At 61.5% G+C, this 16158-nt stretch carries 16 protein-coding genes; 3 read left to right on the top strand and 13 right to left on the bottom strand.

Annotated features, from left to right (window positions below; translation table 11 throughout):
* Window positions 1–73: 73 nt before the first annotated feature.
* Window positions 74–871, top strand: coding sequence for a bestrophin-like domain (locus tag BN1233_RS43335; RefSeq protein ID WP_187144369.1), 798 nt, complete (start codon window positions 74–76; stop codon window positions 869–871).
* Between the two features lie 152 nt (window positions 872–1023).
* Complete coding sequence (locus BN1233_RS26035) at window positions 1024–1395, top strand: hypothetical protein (protein ID WP_147707531.1); 372 nt, start codon at window positions 1024–1026, stop codon at window positions 1393–1395.
* Between the two features lie 168 nt (window positions 1396–1563).
* Here the strand turns inward: BN1233_RS26035 and BN1233_RS26030 are convergent, their stop codons facing one another.
* From BN1233_RS26030 to BN1233_RS26000, 8 genes are all read right to left on the bottom strand, one after another.
* Window positions 1564–1959 carry a cupin domain-containing protein gene (locus BN1233_RS26030; protein WP_048708183.1) on the bottom strand — a complete coding sequence of 132 codons (396 nt, stop codon included), beginning with the start codon at window positions 1957–1959 and terminating at the stop codon, window positions 1564–1566.
* 44 nt (window positions 1960–2003) lie between these two features.
* Window positions 2004–2444, bottom strand: a complete 441-nt coding sequence (locus BN1233_RS26025) for a DUF924 family protein (RefSeq protein WP_048708186.1) — start codon at window positions 2442–2444, stop codon at window positions 2004–2006.
* Entirely contained in the window at window positions 2441–2653 is a 213-nt protein-coding gene (locus tag BN1233_RS46105; protein ID WP_147707529.1) for a DUF924 domain-containing protein, read from the bottom strand. The genes BN1233_RS26025 and BN1233_RS46105 overlap by 4 nt, the downstream gene beginning before the upstream one ends.
* A 386-nt stretch (window positions 2654–3039) precedes the next feature.
* Window positions 3040–4494, bottom strand: a complete 1455-nt coding sequence (locus BN1233_RS26020; protein ID WP_046866503.1) for a GntP family permease — start codon at window positions 4492–4494, stop codon at window positions 3040–3042.
* A gap of 4 nt (window positions 4495–4498) precedes the next feature.
* Window positions 4499–5515, bottom strand: coding sequence for a patatin-like phospholipase family protein (locus BN1233_RS26015; RefSeq protein ID WP_046866502.1), 1017 nt, complete (start codon window positions 5513–5515; stop codon window positions 4499–4501).
* A gap of 244 nt (window positions 5516–5759) precedes the next feature.
* Window positions 5760–6575, bottom strand: a complete 816-nt coding sequence (locus tag BN1233_RS26010) for an Lnb N-terminal periplasmic domain-containing protein (protein ID WP_244470722.1) — start codon at window positions 6573–6575, stop codon at window positions 5760–5762.
* Between the two features lie 292 nt (window positions 6576–6867).
* On the bottom strand, window positions 6868–7074 hold the full coding sequence (locus BN1233_RS26005) for a hypothetical protein (protein ID WP_046866500.1): 207 nt from the start codon (window positions 7072–7074) through the stop codon (window positions 6868–6870).
* Window positions 7075–7620: 546 nt separating this feature from the next.
* Complete coding sequence (locus BN1233_RS26000) at window positions 7621–8988, bottom strand: aminotransferase-like domain-containing protein (RefSeq protein WP_046866499.1); 1368 nt, start codon at window positions 8986–8988, stop codon at window positions 7621–7623.
* Between the two features lie 148 nt (window positions 8989–9136).
* Between BN1233_RS26000 and BN1233_RS25995 the strand changes: the two genes are divergently transcribed.
* Entirely contained in the window at window positions 9137–9997 is an 861-nt protein-coding gene (locus BN1233_RS25995; RefSeq protein WP_046866498.1) for a DMT family transporter, read from the top strand.
* 505 nt (window positions 9998–10502) lie between these two features.
* On the opposite strand, the gene BN1233_RS25990 is transcribed toward BN1233_RS25995, so the two are convergent.
* From BN1233_RS25990 to BN1233_RS25970, 5 genes are all read right to left on the bottom strand, one after another.
* Window positions 10503–11423 carry a ribokinase gene (locus BN1233_RS25990; RefSeq protein WP_046866497.1) on the bottom strand — a complete coding sequence of 307 codons (921 nt, stop codon included), beginning with the start codon at window positions 11421–11423 and terminating at the stop codon, window positions 10503–10505.
* A 410-nt stretch (window positions 11424–11833) separates the two neighbouring features.
* A complete protein-coding gene (locus BN1233_RS25985) occupies window positions 11834–12856 on the bottom strand; it encodes an ABC transporter substrate-binding protein (RefSeq protein WP_046866496.1) in 1023 nt (340 codons plus the stop codon).
* A gap of 43 nt (window positions 12857–12899) precedes the next feature.
* Complete coding sequence (locus BN1233_RS25980) at window positions 12900–13691, bottom strand: ABC transporter permease (protein ID WP_046866495.1); 792 nt, start codon at window positions 13689–13691, stop codon at window positions 12900–12902.
* Window positions 13688–14464: an ABC transporter ATP-binding protein gene (locus BN1233_RS25975; protein ID WP_187144368.1), complete on the bottom strand. Its 777-nt coding sequence runs from the start codon at window positions 14462–14464 to the stop codon at window positions 13688–13690. Before BN1233_RS25975 ends, BN1233_RS25980 begins: the two co-directional genes overlap by 4 nt.
* Window positions 14465–14987: 523 nt before the next feature.
* Entirely contained in the window at window positions 14988–16103 is a 1116-nt protein-coding gene (locus BN1233_RS25970) for an ABC-type transport auxiliary lipoprotein family protein (protein ID WP_046866493.1), read from the bottom strand.
* Window positions 16104–16158: the final 55 nt, after the last annotated feature.

The following is a 16158-nucleotide window of genomic DNA, read 5'->3' as shown; positions in this document are numbered from 1 at the left end:
TTTGCCGGGAACGACCAAGGTCATTATAGTCCTGTCGATCCTACCAAACTGGACCGTAGAAGGGTGGATGGACATGCTATTGTCACTCCTGGCCACGGCACCGGCATGGCTGTCCAGCATCCTTCTGATCGGCGCCATGACGCTTATCGCAATGGCCGGTCCAGTTCTCGTTCGCCGACGCGTCAGCCTGGACCGATTGCGCCTCAATAATGAGGTCGCCGGATTCACGTTCGCCACCGTCGGCGTGCTTTACGCGGTGCTGTTGGGCTTTGCCGTAATCACCGTGTGGGAAAAGTTCGATGAGGCGGAGAACGCCGTGGCCCAGGAGGCAGCCGCCGTTACAACTTTGTACCGATTGGCGGAGGGAATCGGAGGTGATTCTGGTACAGCGATCCACAACGGTTTGACCCGGTACATCAAGGTGGCCATTGCGGAGGAATGGCCCGCCATGGAGCAAGGGAAGGAGAGTCACGCCGTGACACAGGCACTTAAGAGTGCCTATTCGGCGCTGATGACGTTCACCCCCGGTGACGCTCGCGGAGCAGCCCTGTTGGCCGAAGCCCTCCACCAGCTTGACGTCGTGACCCAAACCCGCCGCACGAGGCTGGTGATGGCCCCTGGCACTGTTCCCCGAGTGCTATGGTTCGTACTGTCTGGCGGCGCGGTTCTGACGCTCGGTTTCACACTCTTCTTCGGCGCCGAGAACCTGCGTGCTCAGGTGATGATGACGGGCATACTGTCTTTCCTGATCTTCGCGGGGCTGCTCATCATCACCACGATCGATCATCCCTTTGCGGGAGCAGTGAGGGTACGACCGGAGGCCCTCTCGGCCGTGCTGGATGACTTCAGCGCGGCAGCCCCCCGTGACTGACTTGGCAGCGGCATTCAACACCAGCACCATGCCAGCAATCTCACCTCAGCAAGCGCACCACGAGCGCACTCCGATCATCCCCAGCATTCCTGGCTATGCGCGCTGCTCGGCAACGCGCCGGACTCCGGCATCGCTGCGCTGGCGACAAAACCGTGCGTCACTCCACTGGCGACATGGATACCCAGGACCGTGTCATCGATGGCGGTGTTCCCATTTGTTACATCCGCTCCCGGATCAGCGATCTCGGTCCAGTGCACCTCGCCGAAGCTACCGTCCGACTGCCGCTCAACCTGAGCGAAGAACGCGCCCTCGGTTTCGCCACGGACGAAGTCGCCTGTGACGTTGTAGCCGTCCCCGTGCCGGTGATCCTGTCGAAATCCGAGATCAGCGCAGCAAGCCGCTGGTTGTCCAACTGGAAGATCGTAAAGTGGCTGAACGTGTGCATGACGGAGTCGTGGTCAACCAGGTACACAGCATCCGGCCCACGGCTGTTCAGGTCGCTGGAGCCTCTGGCGATCGTATAGGAGGTGCTGCCACTGTCGCCGTGCGCGTTGCGGGAGATCCGCGCAGCGCAGGAGGGGGTATTGGCCGAACTGCTGGAGACTTCAGGATCTGACCATGAGCGACGCCGCATTTGTTCGGTAGGCTAGATTCTGATGCGGTCTCGCACGGAAAGCTCGCGGCAAAGAAACTCATTCCACGAGCACGGTATCAAATTCAGCGAGCGTGGCCCGTAGTTGGGATCGATCGGTCAGGCTGCGCAAACTGTCGATTCGCCGATCGAGCTGCGGCGTCAGGAAAATGAGATAGCAACTGGGCTCAGTGACCCAGTAGGTGTGGAGGGTGCCGGCCGGCACGAAGACTGTCGTTCCGGCCAGGGCGTCAATCTCCCGATCCCGAAAGCGGAACCGCAGCGAGCCATGGAGCACGTGCCAGGCTTCGTCGTCCGAGCGATGGAAGTGCAGGTAGGAAGGACCGGAGTCCGACCACTCGCGAACCACGAAGGAGGCTCCGACGGCCGACATGGCCGGGAGACCGCGCCCAGCCATGATCGGCCCTAATGGCACTTCGTTGTCGTCCTGCATCATTCGGCAATCTCCCGCGCCTCGACTCACCGCGTCGGGAACCGACGTCATGCACGTCCGGCACTTTGCGGCGGCTGGCGCCTGTGGACGAAGTCGCCCCTTTCCAGATACGCCAGTTTGTCTGGCGTGGACCCTCGACCCACGACAGGATTGCGGTGCGGAAACCTGCCGAACCGCTGGATCACATCACGATGGCCACAGGCTTGATTGACGGAGTGCCAGTAGAGCGGCCTCAGATGCACCGGAGCCTCAAGCGCAACGGCTTCAGCTTCCAGGATTGCGCGCTCCAGCCGCCCCAGATGGTCCGGACCCTCCGTGTGGGCCAGAGGCATGAAGAAGAACGTCTTCTCCCACGGCCGCGTGAGCGCCTCGTAGTGGCCGTTCCGCAGTCCCTCCTCCGCGATCCGCAAAGCATCCGGATCAGAGGCATAGGCGTCGGGCATCCCGGCGAAGAGCCTCCACGGAAACTGGCCGAGGACGAGGATCACGGACGGGCGTCCGACCGGGGGGTGAGCCAATCATCCAGGCGTCCGTCCCGGCCCGCTTCGAGGAGCGGAGCAAAGGCCAGCAACTCTGCATGCGATCCCCCGCCAAACCACCAGCCGAACCTGTTCCGGTGAGCATCGAAGTCATCGTCCGCCAAGCCCGGCGGAAACCAGAAGTCGTAAACTGTCTGCCAGTCAGCCATCCTGCTCATGCTGCGCTTTTTGCCGGTTGTCATTGATGCCCGCCCACCCTTCGCCCCGGCTGGTTTCGATCATCTGGAGCCTTCGCGAGCACGCCATTGGGCGATTATGATCGTCCGGGCAGGGACGACTGTGATCCGCATCACGTGCGCGCGCGTGGTGATTGGGGCGCGATGGTTGCGGTCGCTTCTGGCACACCCAGAAAATAAGCTGAGTATCCTTGTAAGACGAAAATCGAATGTTCCTGACGCGTGGGAGAGTTCCCGGTTCGATCTTTGGGTGACCTTGAGTCCGCTCCATGTGCTGTAGCAGTCGCAAGCGCAAAAAGACGTTAAGCCCCGCCGCTCAAGAAATGCCAGCAGGCACTCTGCCCTTCATGTTCGTATCCTGATCTCGCTCAGAACGAGCCGAAGATGGAACCGAGCACAATGACCGCGGCCAAGGCGAGGATAGCGCCGACAATGCCAACCATGACGATATCGCGGTAGCCTTCGCGATGCGTCGATCCGCAGACGGCGAGCAACGTGACGACAGCACCGTTGTGCGGCAGGCTGTCGAGCGTGCCCGATCCAATCACGGCGACGCGGTGCAGGAGGTCCGGACTGATGCCTTCCTCTGCTGCAAGAGCCATGTAGGTCGGCGCAAGGGAATCGAGCGCGATGGTGAGCCCTCCCGACGCAGAGCCCGTGAGAGCGGACAGGGCGTTTGTTGCGACGGCGAGCGAAACGAGCGGGCCGCCTCCGATTGTCAGCACGCCATCGCGGACGATCTCGAAGGCCGGCAGAGCAGCCACCACGGCCCCAAAGCCGACGAGACTTGCGACGCTGAACGCCGGCAGCACGGACGCATTCGCGCCGGCATCCATGCTGTCCCGGAGCGCTGGCAGTCGCCGGCGGTTCACCACGATCACCACGATGATGGCCGCAGCCAGCGCCGTGATCACGGACCAGACACCTCCAACTCCGGCCAGGGACGTGCTGCCCCATTGCGCCTCCGAGAGAAAAGCCACATCCAATCGCGGGAGCACCACGAGAGACATCAGCAGATTGACGGCAACGACGACGATCAGCGGCAGGGCAGCCTGAAGAATCGGAGGCACATCGTTTCCGTGCTGTCCATGCCGCATCTCGGCAGGGTCGAATTCACGCGCGGTGGTTGCGCGCTCTCGCAATACCTGATCCTCCAGGATCGCCTCAAGGGACACCTCGCGTTCGCTTCCAAAGCCCTCACCCGATCGCCTCGCGGAAGCCTCGGCCCGGCCCAGCCACCACAATCCAAAGCCGAGCATGATGGCCGATGCGACAACACCCAGGCCCGGCGCCGCAAAGGGCGTCGTGCCGAAGAACGGCATCGGGATCGCATTCTGGATCGCTGGCGTTCCCGGCAAGGCTGACATGGTGAAGGTCGAAGTCCCCAAGGCGATCGACGCCGGCATCAGGCGCCGGGGAATGGCTGCCGCGCGGAACAGCGCCTGCGCCATCGGAGCCAGCACGAAGAACGCGACGAACAGGCTGACCCCGCCATAGGTCACGAATGCGCCTGCGAGCACGACGGCGAGGACGGCCCGCTCCTTGCCGAGGCGTTGGGTCAGGAATCCCGCAATGGCCGTCACCGAACCGCTGTCGTCCATCAGCTTGCCAAAGAGCGCGCCGAGCAGAAAGATCGGGAAGAACTGTGCGATGAAGCGGGCAGCGCTGCCCATGAAGGTCTGGGTCCAGTGCGCCAGGAGTGGCTCACCGGCAGAGGCCGCAGCGAGGAGAGCGGCTGCCGGTGAGAGCAGCAATACGCTCCAGCCCCGAAAAGCGAGCACCATCAGCAGCAGAAGGGCCACCACGATGCCGAGAAGGCCCATTGCGTCACACTCCCTCGAGCAACTGATCGAGGTCGAGGGATGAGCGTCGGCCCAGATCGGCACCGTGACTAGCCAGGAATTCCTCGGCGCGCCGACGTCCCTCATCGCGCAACATGACGAGAAATTCCCACTCGGCATTCAGTTTCGACGACGAGCCGAGGCTCGTCATCATGTCGCTTGTCACACGATGCATCCGCATCGCCGCCCATTTGGCAGCTTCGGAGCCGCTCTCGTGGGCGACCTGCCGCAGCAGGGCAATCATGCGGAGTTCCTTCAGAAGGACGGCATTGAAGGACACTTCATTGAGACGGTTAAGGATCTCCCGGGCCGTCCGCAGTGAGTTCGTGCGCTCCACGGGATTGATCTGTACGAGGATGGTGTCACTCGATGAGCATTCGCGAATAAGCGGCGTGATGGTCGGATTGCCGGAATACCCGCCGTCCCAGTAGAGCCCGCCGCCGATCTCGACCGCCTGAAAGAGAGTGGGCAGGCAGGCCGAGGCGAGCAGCACGTCGGGTGTAACTTCATTGTTCCGGAAAACTCGGCCGCGGCCTGTCTGCACGTTCGTCGCGGTGACGAAGAGTTTGATCGAGCTCTGTGACAGCCGTGTAAAATTAACACAGGATGCAAGAATTTCGCGAAGCGGATTGGCTCCAGCCGGGCTAAGATCGTAGGGTGAGAGGAGCCTCGCCATCATGTCAGCGGCGATGAACACGGGAGAATAATCGAGCGTCCAGCGGCCGAGCAGTACGTCGAGAGGACTCCGCCGAAACGGGCTGTACATCGCTGCCCGTGAAATGAGTTTCCAAAACGCCTCGAGAGCTTCGCGTGCTCCTTCCGGCCCTCCTTGCGCATACCCGTCGACCAGCACGGCCGCGTTCATGGCTCCGGCGGAGGTGCCCGAGATCCCCTCGATGCGAAGTCGCTGCTCCTCCAACAGGCGATCGAGCACGCCCCACGTGAAGGCGCCATGCGCACCACCACCCTGAAGTGCAAGGTCTATCAAGATCTGGTCAGTCATTTGAGCCTAGCCTTAAGGCAAGACCTGAATATCGTTCGGAGTGCTGCGGCATCCGAAACCGACCCAAGAACGGCACTATCCACCATAAGGGGGCTCCTGGATAGGCTGTCACTTCAAAGTCACGTCACGCAGGATACTTCGCGTTATCGGGCGGACATGATCGGGAGGTCGTCGACAGCGACACAGCCTCGGAGATGAATGTCGAGACCCAGATTGATCATAGCAATCATGAAAGATGGCAATACTAACGGCGAGAAACCCTCGGCAGGAATTCGCGAATGCGCTGCGAAAAATCGGGCGCTCCATCGGCGGCTTGCGCGGCCTCGTTGATCAGTGAGCGTCGGCGCAACTCCTCAAACGGCAGCGTCGTGTTCACGCGGCCCGAGTGGTAGAGATAGCTGTCGACAAGACCGTTGAAGAGATGCCGGATGTCGAACCGGCCCTGCCGGCCGGCGGCATTGGCGTAGCGCACGATGTTGATCGTGCAGCTATTGCTCAGAAGGTGATAGAACTCCGGCCGGTCGGCGAGTTCGTTGATCCGTGCGAGATAGATCAGCAGAAGCCGGCGTGCATCTTCAGGCCTTGTGTTGAGGCGATAGAGGTACACTGCCTCGTGACGGTAATTGGTGCGCACGCGGACGATGTCGCGCTCATCGCCCACCACGTAGATCAGCTCGAACTGCTTAAAGAGGGAGGCGAGCGGGTCGAAGCCCTCTCCTATCTCCGGCCGGGTCTCGATCGAGATGCTCAGTGGTGGCGCATTGTCGAAGAGAAAGCTCAGGAACGTGTGGCCAACGAGTCCCTCGGCCCAGTACGATACGTAGAAGTCGAGGCCGGTCAGGTGCGAAAGCTGCACCTCGCGTTCTTCGTAACGCACCGTGAAATCGTCGAGGCTGCGATAATCGAAATTGCGCACGCCGGTAAGATGCACGCTGTCGCCGTCGATAACCGCTCGTGGCATCACGGCGACCTCCGGCCGCCAAGGACGATCATGTGAGGGCTGGATGGTGATCCACCAACCGACCACGCCCAGGAAGAGGACAGCCAGAACCACGCGCATGCGTCGCTGATACGACCGCAGGTAGACCCATATCGCGAAACCTGCAAACGCAATCGACAGGGCCAAGCGCAGCCCTGGCCACGGAAGATTCGAATAGAAGATCGCGAAGCTGGCCCATGTAATCAAAAGTGCCCGGACCAGAAATCCTAGTCCTGTGCCGAGCCATCCTAGTGGCCTGGACAGAAGTCTGCGGGGCGAAACTATTGCATCTCGCATTGTTCAACGATGCCGGAAGCACGGCGCGGGCAGCGTCGCTCGCATCACTCGCGATCGAGATCGACACCACTTTGCGTCATTGATCTGAGCTGATGTCTTGGTTGCGTCGAACGATCCGGAGCACCAGCAGGATTACGCCTCCGGCCAACAGGATACCAGGAACGTTAAGTCCAGTCGTGCCGTCGCTGTAGGCCAGCGCCGCCAGCAGGCTTCCGCAGATGAGGAGAAGTCCTCCGAGTTTCTTGCTCAAGAAGACGGGCTTGTCTTTTGCATATGCCGCCATGGCGCATCTCCTGCAATGAGACCCGACCTACAGCAACCTGCCTTCGATAGTAGCCCGCGGGAACTTGGCGACGTCAGGGGGTGCGCAAACAGACGCCGCCCAGCGGACCCAAGACAGAAGAGCCAAGCATAACTCGACTCGTTAAGACACGCAATTTTGTCATGCGGACGTCCGGGACGACCAGGAGCCTCCCCTCCTCAGGAAGTGGGGAACTCCAAAGAAAGACTTTCGCTCCGCCGAAAATTATCAAGACGCTTTCATAGCGATTTGGCCAGAGCGCCCGATAAAGCAGTACGAGGAAGGTCACAGCCATGAAGAACGATAGCAGGCATGAAGGCACAGTCTTCAACAGTCGCTGAGTTGGCGGCTCGCCGGCCCATCACCGTCGAACCGGAAATTTGCGATTCGCATTGTAGCGCCGCCGATGCTTTCGTTTCGCTCCGAACACCTGCTCGCATCATCTTGGCATGTTCGGTCCTGACCCGCGACCTGGATATTCGGGCAGTCAAGCCGCTCCCACATGGATTCTCGCCGATAGTGAGGGCTTCATCCGGCAAGGTGGGAACTCATTGCTTGCCGGAGAACGGCCAGGACTCGCGGATCACCCGACTGCGCGACGTTAAAGCGGAGGAAGGAGGTGGCCGTCTGAGAGACGCTGAACACGTTGCCCGGCGCCAGAACAACGTTCTCCTCCACGGCCATGCGGGCGAGCACAGCGGAATCCTGGCCCTCTGGGAGACGGCACCACAGATAAAAGCCGCCGCGCGGCATGAGCCAAGGCCGGATGCCAAGGGGCTCCAGTCGGGTCGCCATTTCGTGTCTGGCCCGGGCAAGGCGCTGGCGTAATTCCTCCATGTGCTTGCGGTAGCCGCCCCCCGCGAGAACGCTGGCAATGAGCTCGGTCGCGACCGGGCTTGGTCCGCCGAAACAAGTGGCAACCTGGAGATCGACCAGACCTTCGATCCAATCTGTCCGTGCGGCGATGTAGCCGCAGCGGACCGAGGCGGACAGCGTCTTCGAAAAGCTTCCGATCCGAATGACGCGGTTGAGCCCGTCGAGCACGGCGAGACGCGGCGAGGGCTCCGGCTCAAAATCGGCGAAGATGTCGTCTTCGACTATTGTAACGTCGTGAACGGAGGCTGCGCTCAACAGCCTGTAGGCGATCTGCGGTGAGAGGGTAGCGCCGGTCGGATTATGGAGCGCGGAGTTGGTGATATAGAGCCGCGGCCGTCCAGCGGTTAGCACCGCCTCGAAGGCCGTAATATCAGGTCCGGAGGGCGTGTAGGGCACGCCGACGATCCTGACTTGGTGCGCCCGAAGCAGGGCCTGAAAATTGAAATAGCATGGGTCGTCGACCAGCACCGTGTCGCCGGGACGAAGCAGGTAGCGGCAGATCAGGTCAATGGCTTGCGTTCCAGAGCCCGTCAATAGGAGCTGTTCGGGCGAAGCTTCTATCCCCTCTTCGGCAAACCGGCTGAGCAGTAACCGGCGCAGGGCTGGCGAACCGCGTGTGCTGCCATAGCCGGCGAGAACTGCATCCTCAGTTCGCGCGAGCGCCCGGAAGGCTCGGCGAAGAGCGGTATTCGGCATCCAGTCCGCCGGTAGCCAGCCGCAGCCAGGTTTCATGACCGCGGGATCTGCATCGAGCGACTGCCGCGACACCCAGAACGGATCAACGGCCCGTTCGCGCCGCGGCTCTGCCTCCGCAAGCGCCAGCGGTGGCAAACCGGTGCCGGCGACATAGAAGCCGGAACCGCGCCGGGCACGGATCAGGCCCTCGGCCACAAGACGCTCATAGGCCTCAACGACGGTGGACGGCGATACGCCCATGGTCGCGGCAAAGCTCCTGATCGAGGGCAGCCGATCGCCGGAGACCAGGGTACGGCCCGACACCTTCGATCGGATGGCCGCCATCACCTCACCGGTACGTGTCAGTTCTCCGTCCTCCACTCGCGCTCCGCTGATTGTATGGCCGCTTGCACTGATACAGTTCCGTCGGATTGTATTGTACTGTCTGGCACAGTCTCGAAATCCTAAGGTACCCCTTCGAAAGAGAGGTGACATGGATCGGACAATGGACGGGTGGGGCAGCGGCCTCCTGGGCGTCATCATCTTCAGCGGCTCGTTACCGGCCACGCGGGTCGCTGTTGGCTACTTCTCTCCCCTGTTCCTGACCTCGGCCCGTGCGGTGATCGCCGCACTCCTTGGAGCAATCTTCCTCCTGGTGCTCCGGCAGGTGAGGCCCGGGCGCGCTGATCTCAACTCGCTTGCCGTGGTCGCGCTCGGCGTTGTGGTAGGCTTCCCATTGCTGTCCGCGCTAGCGCTCCAGCACATCACCTCGGCGCATTCCATTGTCTTCATTGGCCTCCTGCCGCTCGCGACGGCCATCTTCGGTGTCCTGCGCGGGGGCGAGCGGCCCAAACCTGTCTTCTGGCTGTTCTCAGGTCTCGGTAGCGCAACGGTCGCTGGCTTTGCCTTTTTCAACAGTGGCGCAAGTTCGCTCACGGGCGATCTGCTGATGGTGGCCGCGATCCTTCTTTGCGGCCTCGGTTATGCTGAAGGAGCCACGCTGTCACGAAGGCTGGGCGGCTGGCAGGTCATCTCGTGGGCCCTGCTCCTGGCGCTGCCCATGATGGCGGCTATCGCGCTGATGACGATGCCGGAATCCTGGAGCGGGATTGGCGGCCCGGCTTGGCTCGGGCTCGCCTATGTTTCGATCTTCAGTATGTTGGTCGGCTTCGTCTTCTGGTATCGCGGCCTCGCGCTCGGGGGCATTGCGGGCGTTGGACAGTTGCAATTGCTCCAGCCCTTTTTCGGCCTGGCGCTGGCGGGCCTGCTGCTTCATGAGCCGGTCGCGTGGACGATGGTCGCGGCAACAGGCTTGGTTGTCCTTTGCGTCGCCGGCGCCAAGCGTTTCGCCTGAGACGGCGAAAAGAGAACACGAACCATCCTTTTGTTTCGTTAGTGCTGTCTTGAGGAAGGTCCGGAATCTGCCCGAATCCCGACCTCCACCCGCATGGTATTCCTCCATCACGAGGCAAGAGGCTTGGGCAAACGGCTGCTTGGCCGGTGCTCAATTCAACGCCAATCAAGTGAGCGTCTTCTGCGTGGAGGCTGAGAGAAGATACCACTAATCAGTTGCCGCCGACACATGCCGAAAAGGCGCCTTGCTGGATCACCTCAGCGGTGCGAGGCCTCAAGTTGGGGCCTCACAGATGTCCGTCCCATGGGATCAGGTCGGCCGACATCAAGATCTCGTCACAGGCATCACCAATGCTGTGAACTTTCATCTCGTGATATCAGCTACGCAATGCTTTTGAGTCAGCCGGACGGAACTTTAAACGGGACGGATCATGTTCCTGATGTTGCGCAGACTAGGGAGGAGCTAGATTGAGCCTATCGCCTCCGTTCCAGCGACGGCTTTTCATCTAGCCTGCTCCGGTCGTTCCGAGTTGCTCGCGTGTCGGCATGCCGGCCTGGGCGCCATGAGCAAGGCAAGACAGAGACGCTCCGTGGCAGGCTCGCTCGAGAGCCGTCGAGAAGGGCAGCGCCTCATCGAGGCCGCTGGCCAGGATGCCGACGAAGGTATCGCCGGCACCAGTCGTATCGACAGGCCGAATCATTTTCGCTTGGACCGTCTCGCTATGCCCGTCGGGGTGAAACGCAATGGCCCCACGCGCACCCGCCGTGACGACGCAAATGCAGCCGCTCCTCGATAGAAAGGCTCCAGCATCTTCGAAATCGTCGGTCTTGCGGCCGAGGAGTGCGGCCGCCGCAATAGCCTCGTGCTCGTTGACGACGAAAATGTTGGTCTCTGTTACGAGGTCCGAGAGATCCCTGGCCAGAAATGCCGACGGAGCCGGTGCAAAGTTCCAGATGACGCGGCCGCCGGCCGCCCGCACGCGCCGGGCGACGTTGAGGGACGCTGGGAAAGGGACTTCCATTTGGAAGACGGCGGTCGTCGCGGCATCCGCCTCAATATTGCGAACCAGCACTTCCGTCAGCGTGGCATTTGCCCCGCTGGCGACGGTAATCGCGTTCTCGCCGCACTCATCGACGGTGATGAAGGCGCAGCCGGTCGGTTCGGTGCTGTCGGCGACGAGATCGGCCACGACACCATTGCGGATGAGGTTGTCGCGTGCAGACCGGCCAAAGGCGTCGTCGCCGACGCAGGATGCGATCGCGACCCGATGCGGCAAGGATACCCGCGCGGCAGCGATCGCCTGGTTCGCGCCCTTTCCGCCAAACAAGGTCTCATAGCCCAGCGAGAGGACGGTCTCGCCCGGGCGCGTGATTGAGGCTACGCGCGCGACAAGATCAATGTTGATCGAACCAAAGACAAGGATCATGTCACACGCGCTCTCTTCCCAGAGTGGCTGGCTTCAGCCTTCGGCATCCATGATACGGTCACTCCCAGGCTGCTGGAGCCCGCGCATGCATCTCGCGATCATCCCCGCGGAGTTTACCGCCTCAACCGCGATTGGGAGCTGGGGAGTACGCCGGCGGACATGTGCGGCCCGAGAGCAAAGCCGGGAATCGCGTGGATCGTCGCTGGAAGGAGAACCGCAATCCGGACCGTATCTCCCGCGCCGCGCAGGTCTTCGCGGAGGGACGCGCGCTACAACAGCCAGCATTACAGTTGTAGGTCGCTCCATTGTCGTTCGCCGGCATCGCGAAGATGCCGGCGGACTCGTCGAGGCAGCTTCCACCGCCAGTGGACGTCCCTACTGACCAGTTGAGGCTCGCCTCTTGGACGGCTCTAACTCGCCGCCTTCTTGACGAACCGATCATCGAAGGTCGCTGCGAGATCGACCTTGGCGTCCTTCAATTCCGGATCGAGCAGCTTGAGCATATCCATCACGCTCGCCATTCCCTCCGGGGGAACGATGCCAGTGCGGGAATAGCTCTCCAGCGAGTTCTGCACCGCCTTGAGGTAGAGCGGCTTGTCGCCGAGGTGATACTCAGGCGGCACGGTCGCGGCAACATCCTCTGGCGTGGCCGTCTGGAGCCATTTGAGTGACTTCATGAAAGCATTGACGAGACGCTGGGTCGTCACCGGATTGGCGTCGATGAAGTCCTTCTTGGTATAAAGGGTTGCGGCCGGGTTCGATCCGCCGAAGAGCGCCCGTGTGCCTGCTTCGGTGCGCGTATCGATCAGGATCGTAATATCGCCGTCGGATTCCAGTTTTGAAATCACTGGATCGAGGTGCGAGATCACATCGATTTCGCCTTTCTGCACGGCAGCAACGGCACTTGCACCCGACCCAACGCCGATGAAGGCGGCGTCCGTCGGCTTCAAACCAGCCTTCACCATAGCATATTGTGCTGTCAGAGCCGTGGACGAGCCGGGTGCGGTCACACCGATCTTGAGACCCTTGAAATCGGCTGCAGACTTGACCTGACCCGCCTTGTCCTTCTTGACCGCGATCACGATGGCCGGAAACCGGCCGAGCTCAGTGACGGCGCGGACGTCTTGGCCCTTAGCCTGCATGCGGATGGTATGCTCATAGGCACCGGTCACCACATCCACGGAGCCGCCGATGAGCGCCTGGAGCGACTTGGCACCTCCGCCGAAATCGTTGATCTCGACATCGAGACCTTCTTCCTTGAAGAAGCCCTTCCGTTCCGCGATCGTCAGCGGCAGGTAATAGAGCAAGGGCTTGCCGCCCACACCCAAGGTGACCTTGCTCTTCTCGGGCTTCTCCTGCGCGAAGGCACTTGGGCTGAGCCCTGCAGTCAGAGCAATTGCGCCCGTTCCAATGAGAAATGTACGGCGTTCCATTCTGTTCTCCCGGCTTGAATGCGGTTGTGGCGGCGAAGATTGCCTAACCCTGCACGTTTGTCGATGGGGCGGGACGCCAGACCAGGAGACGCCTTTCGATCAGGGTCACGAAGGCATCGATGAGAATGACGAAGATCGAAAGGATCACCATCCCTGCAAAGACCCCGGTGACGTCGAATACGCTCTCTGCCTGTTGGATCTTGTAGCCAAGCCCCGCCGACGAGCCGAGATACTCGCCCACGACTGCGCCCACGAGAGCGAACCCCACGGAGGTGTGCAGGGACGAGAACACCCACGTCAGTGCCGCCGGCCAATAGACGTGCCGCAGAAGCTGGCGCTCGCTCATGCCGAGCATTCGCGCATTGGCCAGCACCACGGGGCTCACCTCGCGCACTCCCTGGTAAACGTTGAAGAATACGATGAAGAAGACCAGGCTGAAGCCAAGCGCCACCTTGGACCAGATGCCCAAGCCGAACCACAGGGCGAAAATGGGCGCGAGCACCACCCGTGGCAGAGCATTCGCGGCCTTGATGTAGGGGTCGAATACGGTCGACAGCATTTCGCGGCGGGCGAACAGGAAGCCGAACAGGATGCCGCCTCCGGCTCCAAAGACGAAGGCGAGGATCGTCTCCAGCAGCGTGATCCAGAGATGCCCCCAGATCTCGCCGGAGGTGAATTCTTTCCAGACTCGCGCCAGCACGTCGGCGGGGGTCGAGAAGAAGAACTGCGTCTGCTTCGTCGGTGCGAGGATGGGATAGGCAGTCAGGATATGCCAGAGCAGCAGGAAGCCGAGACCAACCGCGACCTGGAGCAGGACCAACTTCACCCGGTTCATGCAGACGCCCCCTCTCCATGCGCATAAGCCTTCTGCACCTCGACGCGGAGGCTGCCCCAAATCTCCTTGTGAATGTGGTGGAAGGCAGGCTCGAGCCGGATCTCGGCAATGTCACGTGGGCGCGGCAGTGTGACCGGAAAGTTTCCGATGATACGTGCGGCTGGACCCGCCGACATGACCACCACTCGATCGGAGAGGGCAATCGCCTCTTCCAGGTCGTGCGTGACGAAGAGCACCGCCTTGCGATTGGCCGCCCAGAGATCCAGGAGCAGGTTGCCCATGATCTGCCGGGTCTGTGCGTCAAGCGGCCCGAAAGGCTCATCCATCAGAAGGATTTCAGGATCGCGAATCAGCATCTGGGCCAGAGCGACCCGCTTTCTTTGCCCCCCTGAGAGCATGTGCGGATAGCGGTCGACAAAGGCAGCCAGGCCAACCCGGCGCAGCCACTCGCGTGCCTTCGTCTCGGCATCGATGCGGGATACACCCTTGGGTTCCAGAGCAACAGCCACATTCTGAAGCGCCGTCTTCCACGGCATCAATGCATCTTGCTGGAAGAGATAGCCTGCACGGGCGTTGAGGCCCAGCAATGGCGCACCGAAAATTTCGACGTGCCCGCTCGACGGCCTGAGCAGCCCCGCAGATGCATTGAGCAGGGTGGATTTCCCACAGCCGGTCGGTCCGACAATCGCAATGAACTCGCCCGGCTCTGCTGCAAGATCGATCCCCTGCACGGCCGTGTAGCTGCCAGCCTTCGACCCGAAGGTAATGGCCATACTACGGAGCGAAACGGCTGGAGAAGTCAATGAGGTAGCCATAGAGTGAGTGATTCCCGCGCCTGTCGGCGGCGCTTGCCGCCATCCTAGACACCCACACCTCGATAGCAAGGAGACATGGCCTGCAGGAGTGGCCTGCCCCACAGACTTGTTGGTCTATGGGCAGGGATTCCCAATTCAGGCTCCCCGCAAGTTCAGGGCTGCCGTTCCATCCGGGATATAACGGACACGAATGTCACATCCCGGCACGAGGCTGAAGTTGGCAAAAGCCCTGGATGCTGGCGGTGAGCAATCCTTCCATTAATCGGCCCTACATCGGGCTTCAACCTGATGTGGTCGTCCGGCCTGCGCCGCGCTTGCTCTCTGCGACTGATTTCTTCGTCCCGCAGACATGTGGAAGGCGTCAGCCACTACAGAAAGCGCTCGTGCTTACGTATTTAAATCGCGCGGGACACGACAGACCATCTGAGATCAGCCACTCATAGAGATTGCTGCAATGGACGACCCAGGCGGGCAGACGCTCTCAAAGGGAGCCCAGGGTCCAGAGCACGAGGTCCGTCGAAGCCTTGCCGAATGCTGCATCAAGACCGGCGGCCGCCATCGGTGGGTCAGCGGCCGCAATGGGAGTGTGTGCGTGCAGGAGGCGCGCATCGATGATGCGGCCATCCGCGGCCAGGATCTTAGCCGTGAATTCCACCTCTGCCCTCGGCTCGGGAATCATTACTACCTGAAAGCTGCGGACATCGATCAGGAGCTGGTAGTCGGCCGTCAGGCCCTCCAGGGGCCGCGCCACAGCACGCATATAGCCTGCATTTTCGAAACTCTGGATGATCTTGGTTTGCAGGAGCTTCGGCAGGCTGTCGCTCCACTGCGCGTCCAAGGCCACGGTCTCCGTATCCCGCAGCCGCACGAGGATCTTTTGCGTGTCGAACAGGACGAGCGCGGTCGGCTCGGGGACAACCAATTGCCCATTCGGGGCCTTTTCGAGCTGCGGAAAGTCGCGAGGTGCCGTCAGATCATAGACTGGGACGGGCGCTTTGGCGGGTCCACCCCCCAGGCGCTCCAAGGACGCCAGAATCGTGTCGACGCGATTGGAATTACGTGCAAGCGCTCCTGCGAACGTGCTGAGATTGGTGATCGTATCGTGCAGCGGCTGCGCATTTTCAGCAATGAGGCTATCGAAGCGCCGCAGCGCCTCGCGCGCCGCGTGGCTCAGACTCTCGGTCGCTGCCGGATCGGCCTCAAGGACGCCTACGCCGCCCTGGACTTCGGCGGGTGACGATGTTGCCATTCCACCCCGGAGCGTCAGCGCAGGCTCGCCCAGGAAGCCTTGTGTGTCGATTCCGACCTGTGTGTCCGACCGAACCGGTGTAGTCCGGCCAACGGCAATCGTCGCCATCACCCGGCTGGGATTGGCCGAATCGAGCTCAAGACTGGTGACCTCCCCGACCCTTATGCCGTTGAACAGAACCGACGAGCCAGGCACCAGCCCGGTTACGGGGCTTTCAAAGCGGACTTGATAGATCGCACGCTCGGCGAAGCCACCCCCGCTCCGAAGCCAGTAGGCGAAGCCGAACGCAGCAACGATCACTCCCAGGGTGAACACTCCGATAAGGGCATACCGCGCCCGCGTCTCCATGGTTCGGCCTCACATGCCAGGGCATGAATTTGCACCCATCGTTCGCATCTGGATG

The sequence above is a fragment of the Microvirga massiliensis genome (genome assembly GCF_001006805.1).
Taxonomy (GTDB): Bacteria; Pseudomonadota; Alphaproteobacteria; order Rhizobiales; family Beijerinckiaceae; genus Microvirga; species Microvirga massiliensis.
The sequence above is the reverse complement of the archived record's forward strand: the minus strand, read 5'-3'. Positions and strand labels throughout refer to the sequence as shown.

What these genes read in the sequence shown, in the direction of transcription:
- BN1233_RS25970 (WP_046866493.1), bottom strand. Translation starts at nt 16,103, where the DNA reads ATGGAGACGCGGGCGCGGTATGCCCTTATCGGAGTGTTCACCCTGGGA.
- BN1233_RS26020 (WP_046866503.1), bottom strand. Translation starts at nt 4,494, where the DNA reads ATGGGCCTTCTCGGCATCGTGGTGGCCCTTCTGCTGCTGATGGTGCTC.
- BN1233_RS26005 (WP_046866500.1), bottom strand. Translation starts at nt 7,074, where the DNA reads ATGGCGGCATATGCAAAAGACAAGCCCGTCTTCTTGAGCAAGAAACTC.
- BN1233_RS25995 (WP_046866498.1), top strand. Translation starts at nt 9,137, where the DNA reads ATGGATCGGACAATGGACGGGTGGGGCAGCGGCCTCCTGGGCGTCATC.
- BN1233_RS25985 (WP_046866496.1), bottom strand. Translation starts at nt 12,856, where the DNA reads ATGGAACGCCGTACATTTCTCATTGGAACGGGCGCAATTGCTCTGACT.
- BN1233_RS25980 (WP_046866495.1), bottom strand. Translation starts at nt 13,691, where the DNA reads ATGAACCGGGTGAAGTTGGTCCTGCTCCAGGTCGCGGTTGGTCTCGGC.
- BN1233_RS26010 (WP_244470722.1), bottom strand. Translation starts at nt 6,575, where the DNA reads ATGCGCGTGGTTCTGGCTGTCCTCTTCCTGGGCGTGGTCGGTTGGTGG.
- BN1233_RS43335 (WP_187144369.1), top strand. Translation starts at nt 74, where the DNA reads ATGCTATTGTCACTCCTGGCCACGGCACCGGCATGGCTGTCCAGCATC.
- BN1233_RS25990 (WP_046866497.1), bottom strand. Translation starts at nt 11,423, where the DNA reads ATGATCCTTGTCTTTGGTTCGATCAACATTGATCTTGTCGCGCGCGTA.
- BN1233_RS46105 (WP_147707529.1), bottom strand. Translation starts at nt 2,653, where the DNA reads ATGAGCAGGATGGCTGACTGGCAGACAGTTTACGACTTCTGGTTTCCG.
- BN1233_RS26030 (WP_048708183.1), bottom strand. Translation starts at nt 1,959, where the DNA reads ATGATGCAGGACGACAACGAAGTGCCATTAGGGCCGATCATGGCTGGG.
- BN1233_RS26000 (WP_046866499.1), bottom strand. Translation starts at nt 8,988, where the DNA reads ATGGCGGCCATCCGATCGAAGGTGTCGGGCCGTACCCTGGTCTCCGGC.
- BN1233_RS25975 (WP_187144368.1), bottom strand. Translation starts at nt 14,464, where the DNA reads ATGGCCATTACCTTCGGGTCGAAGGCTGGCAGCTACACGGCCGTGCAG.
- BN1233_RS26015 (WP_046866502.1), bottom strand. Translation starts at nt 5,515, where the DNA reads ATGACTGACCAGATCTTGATAGACCTTGCACTTCAGGGTGGTGGTGCG.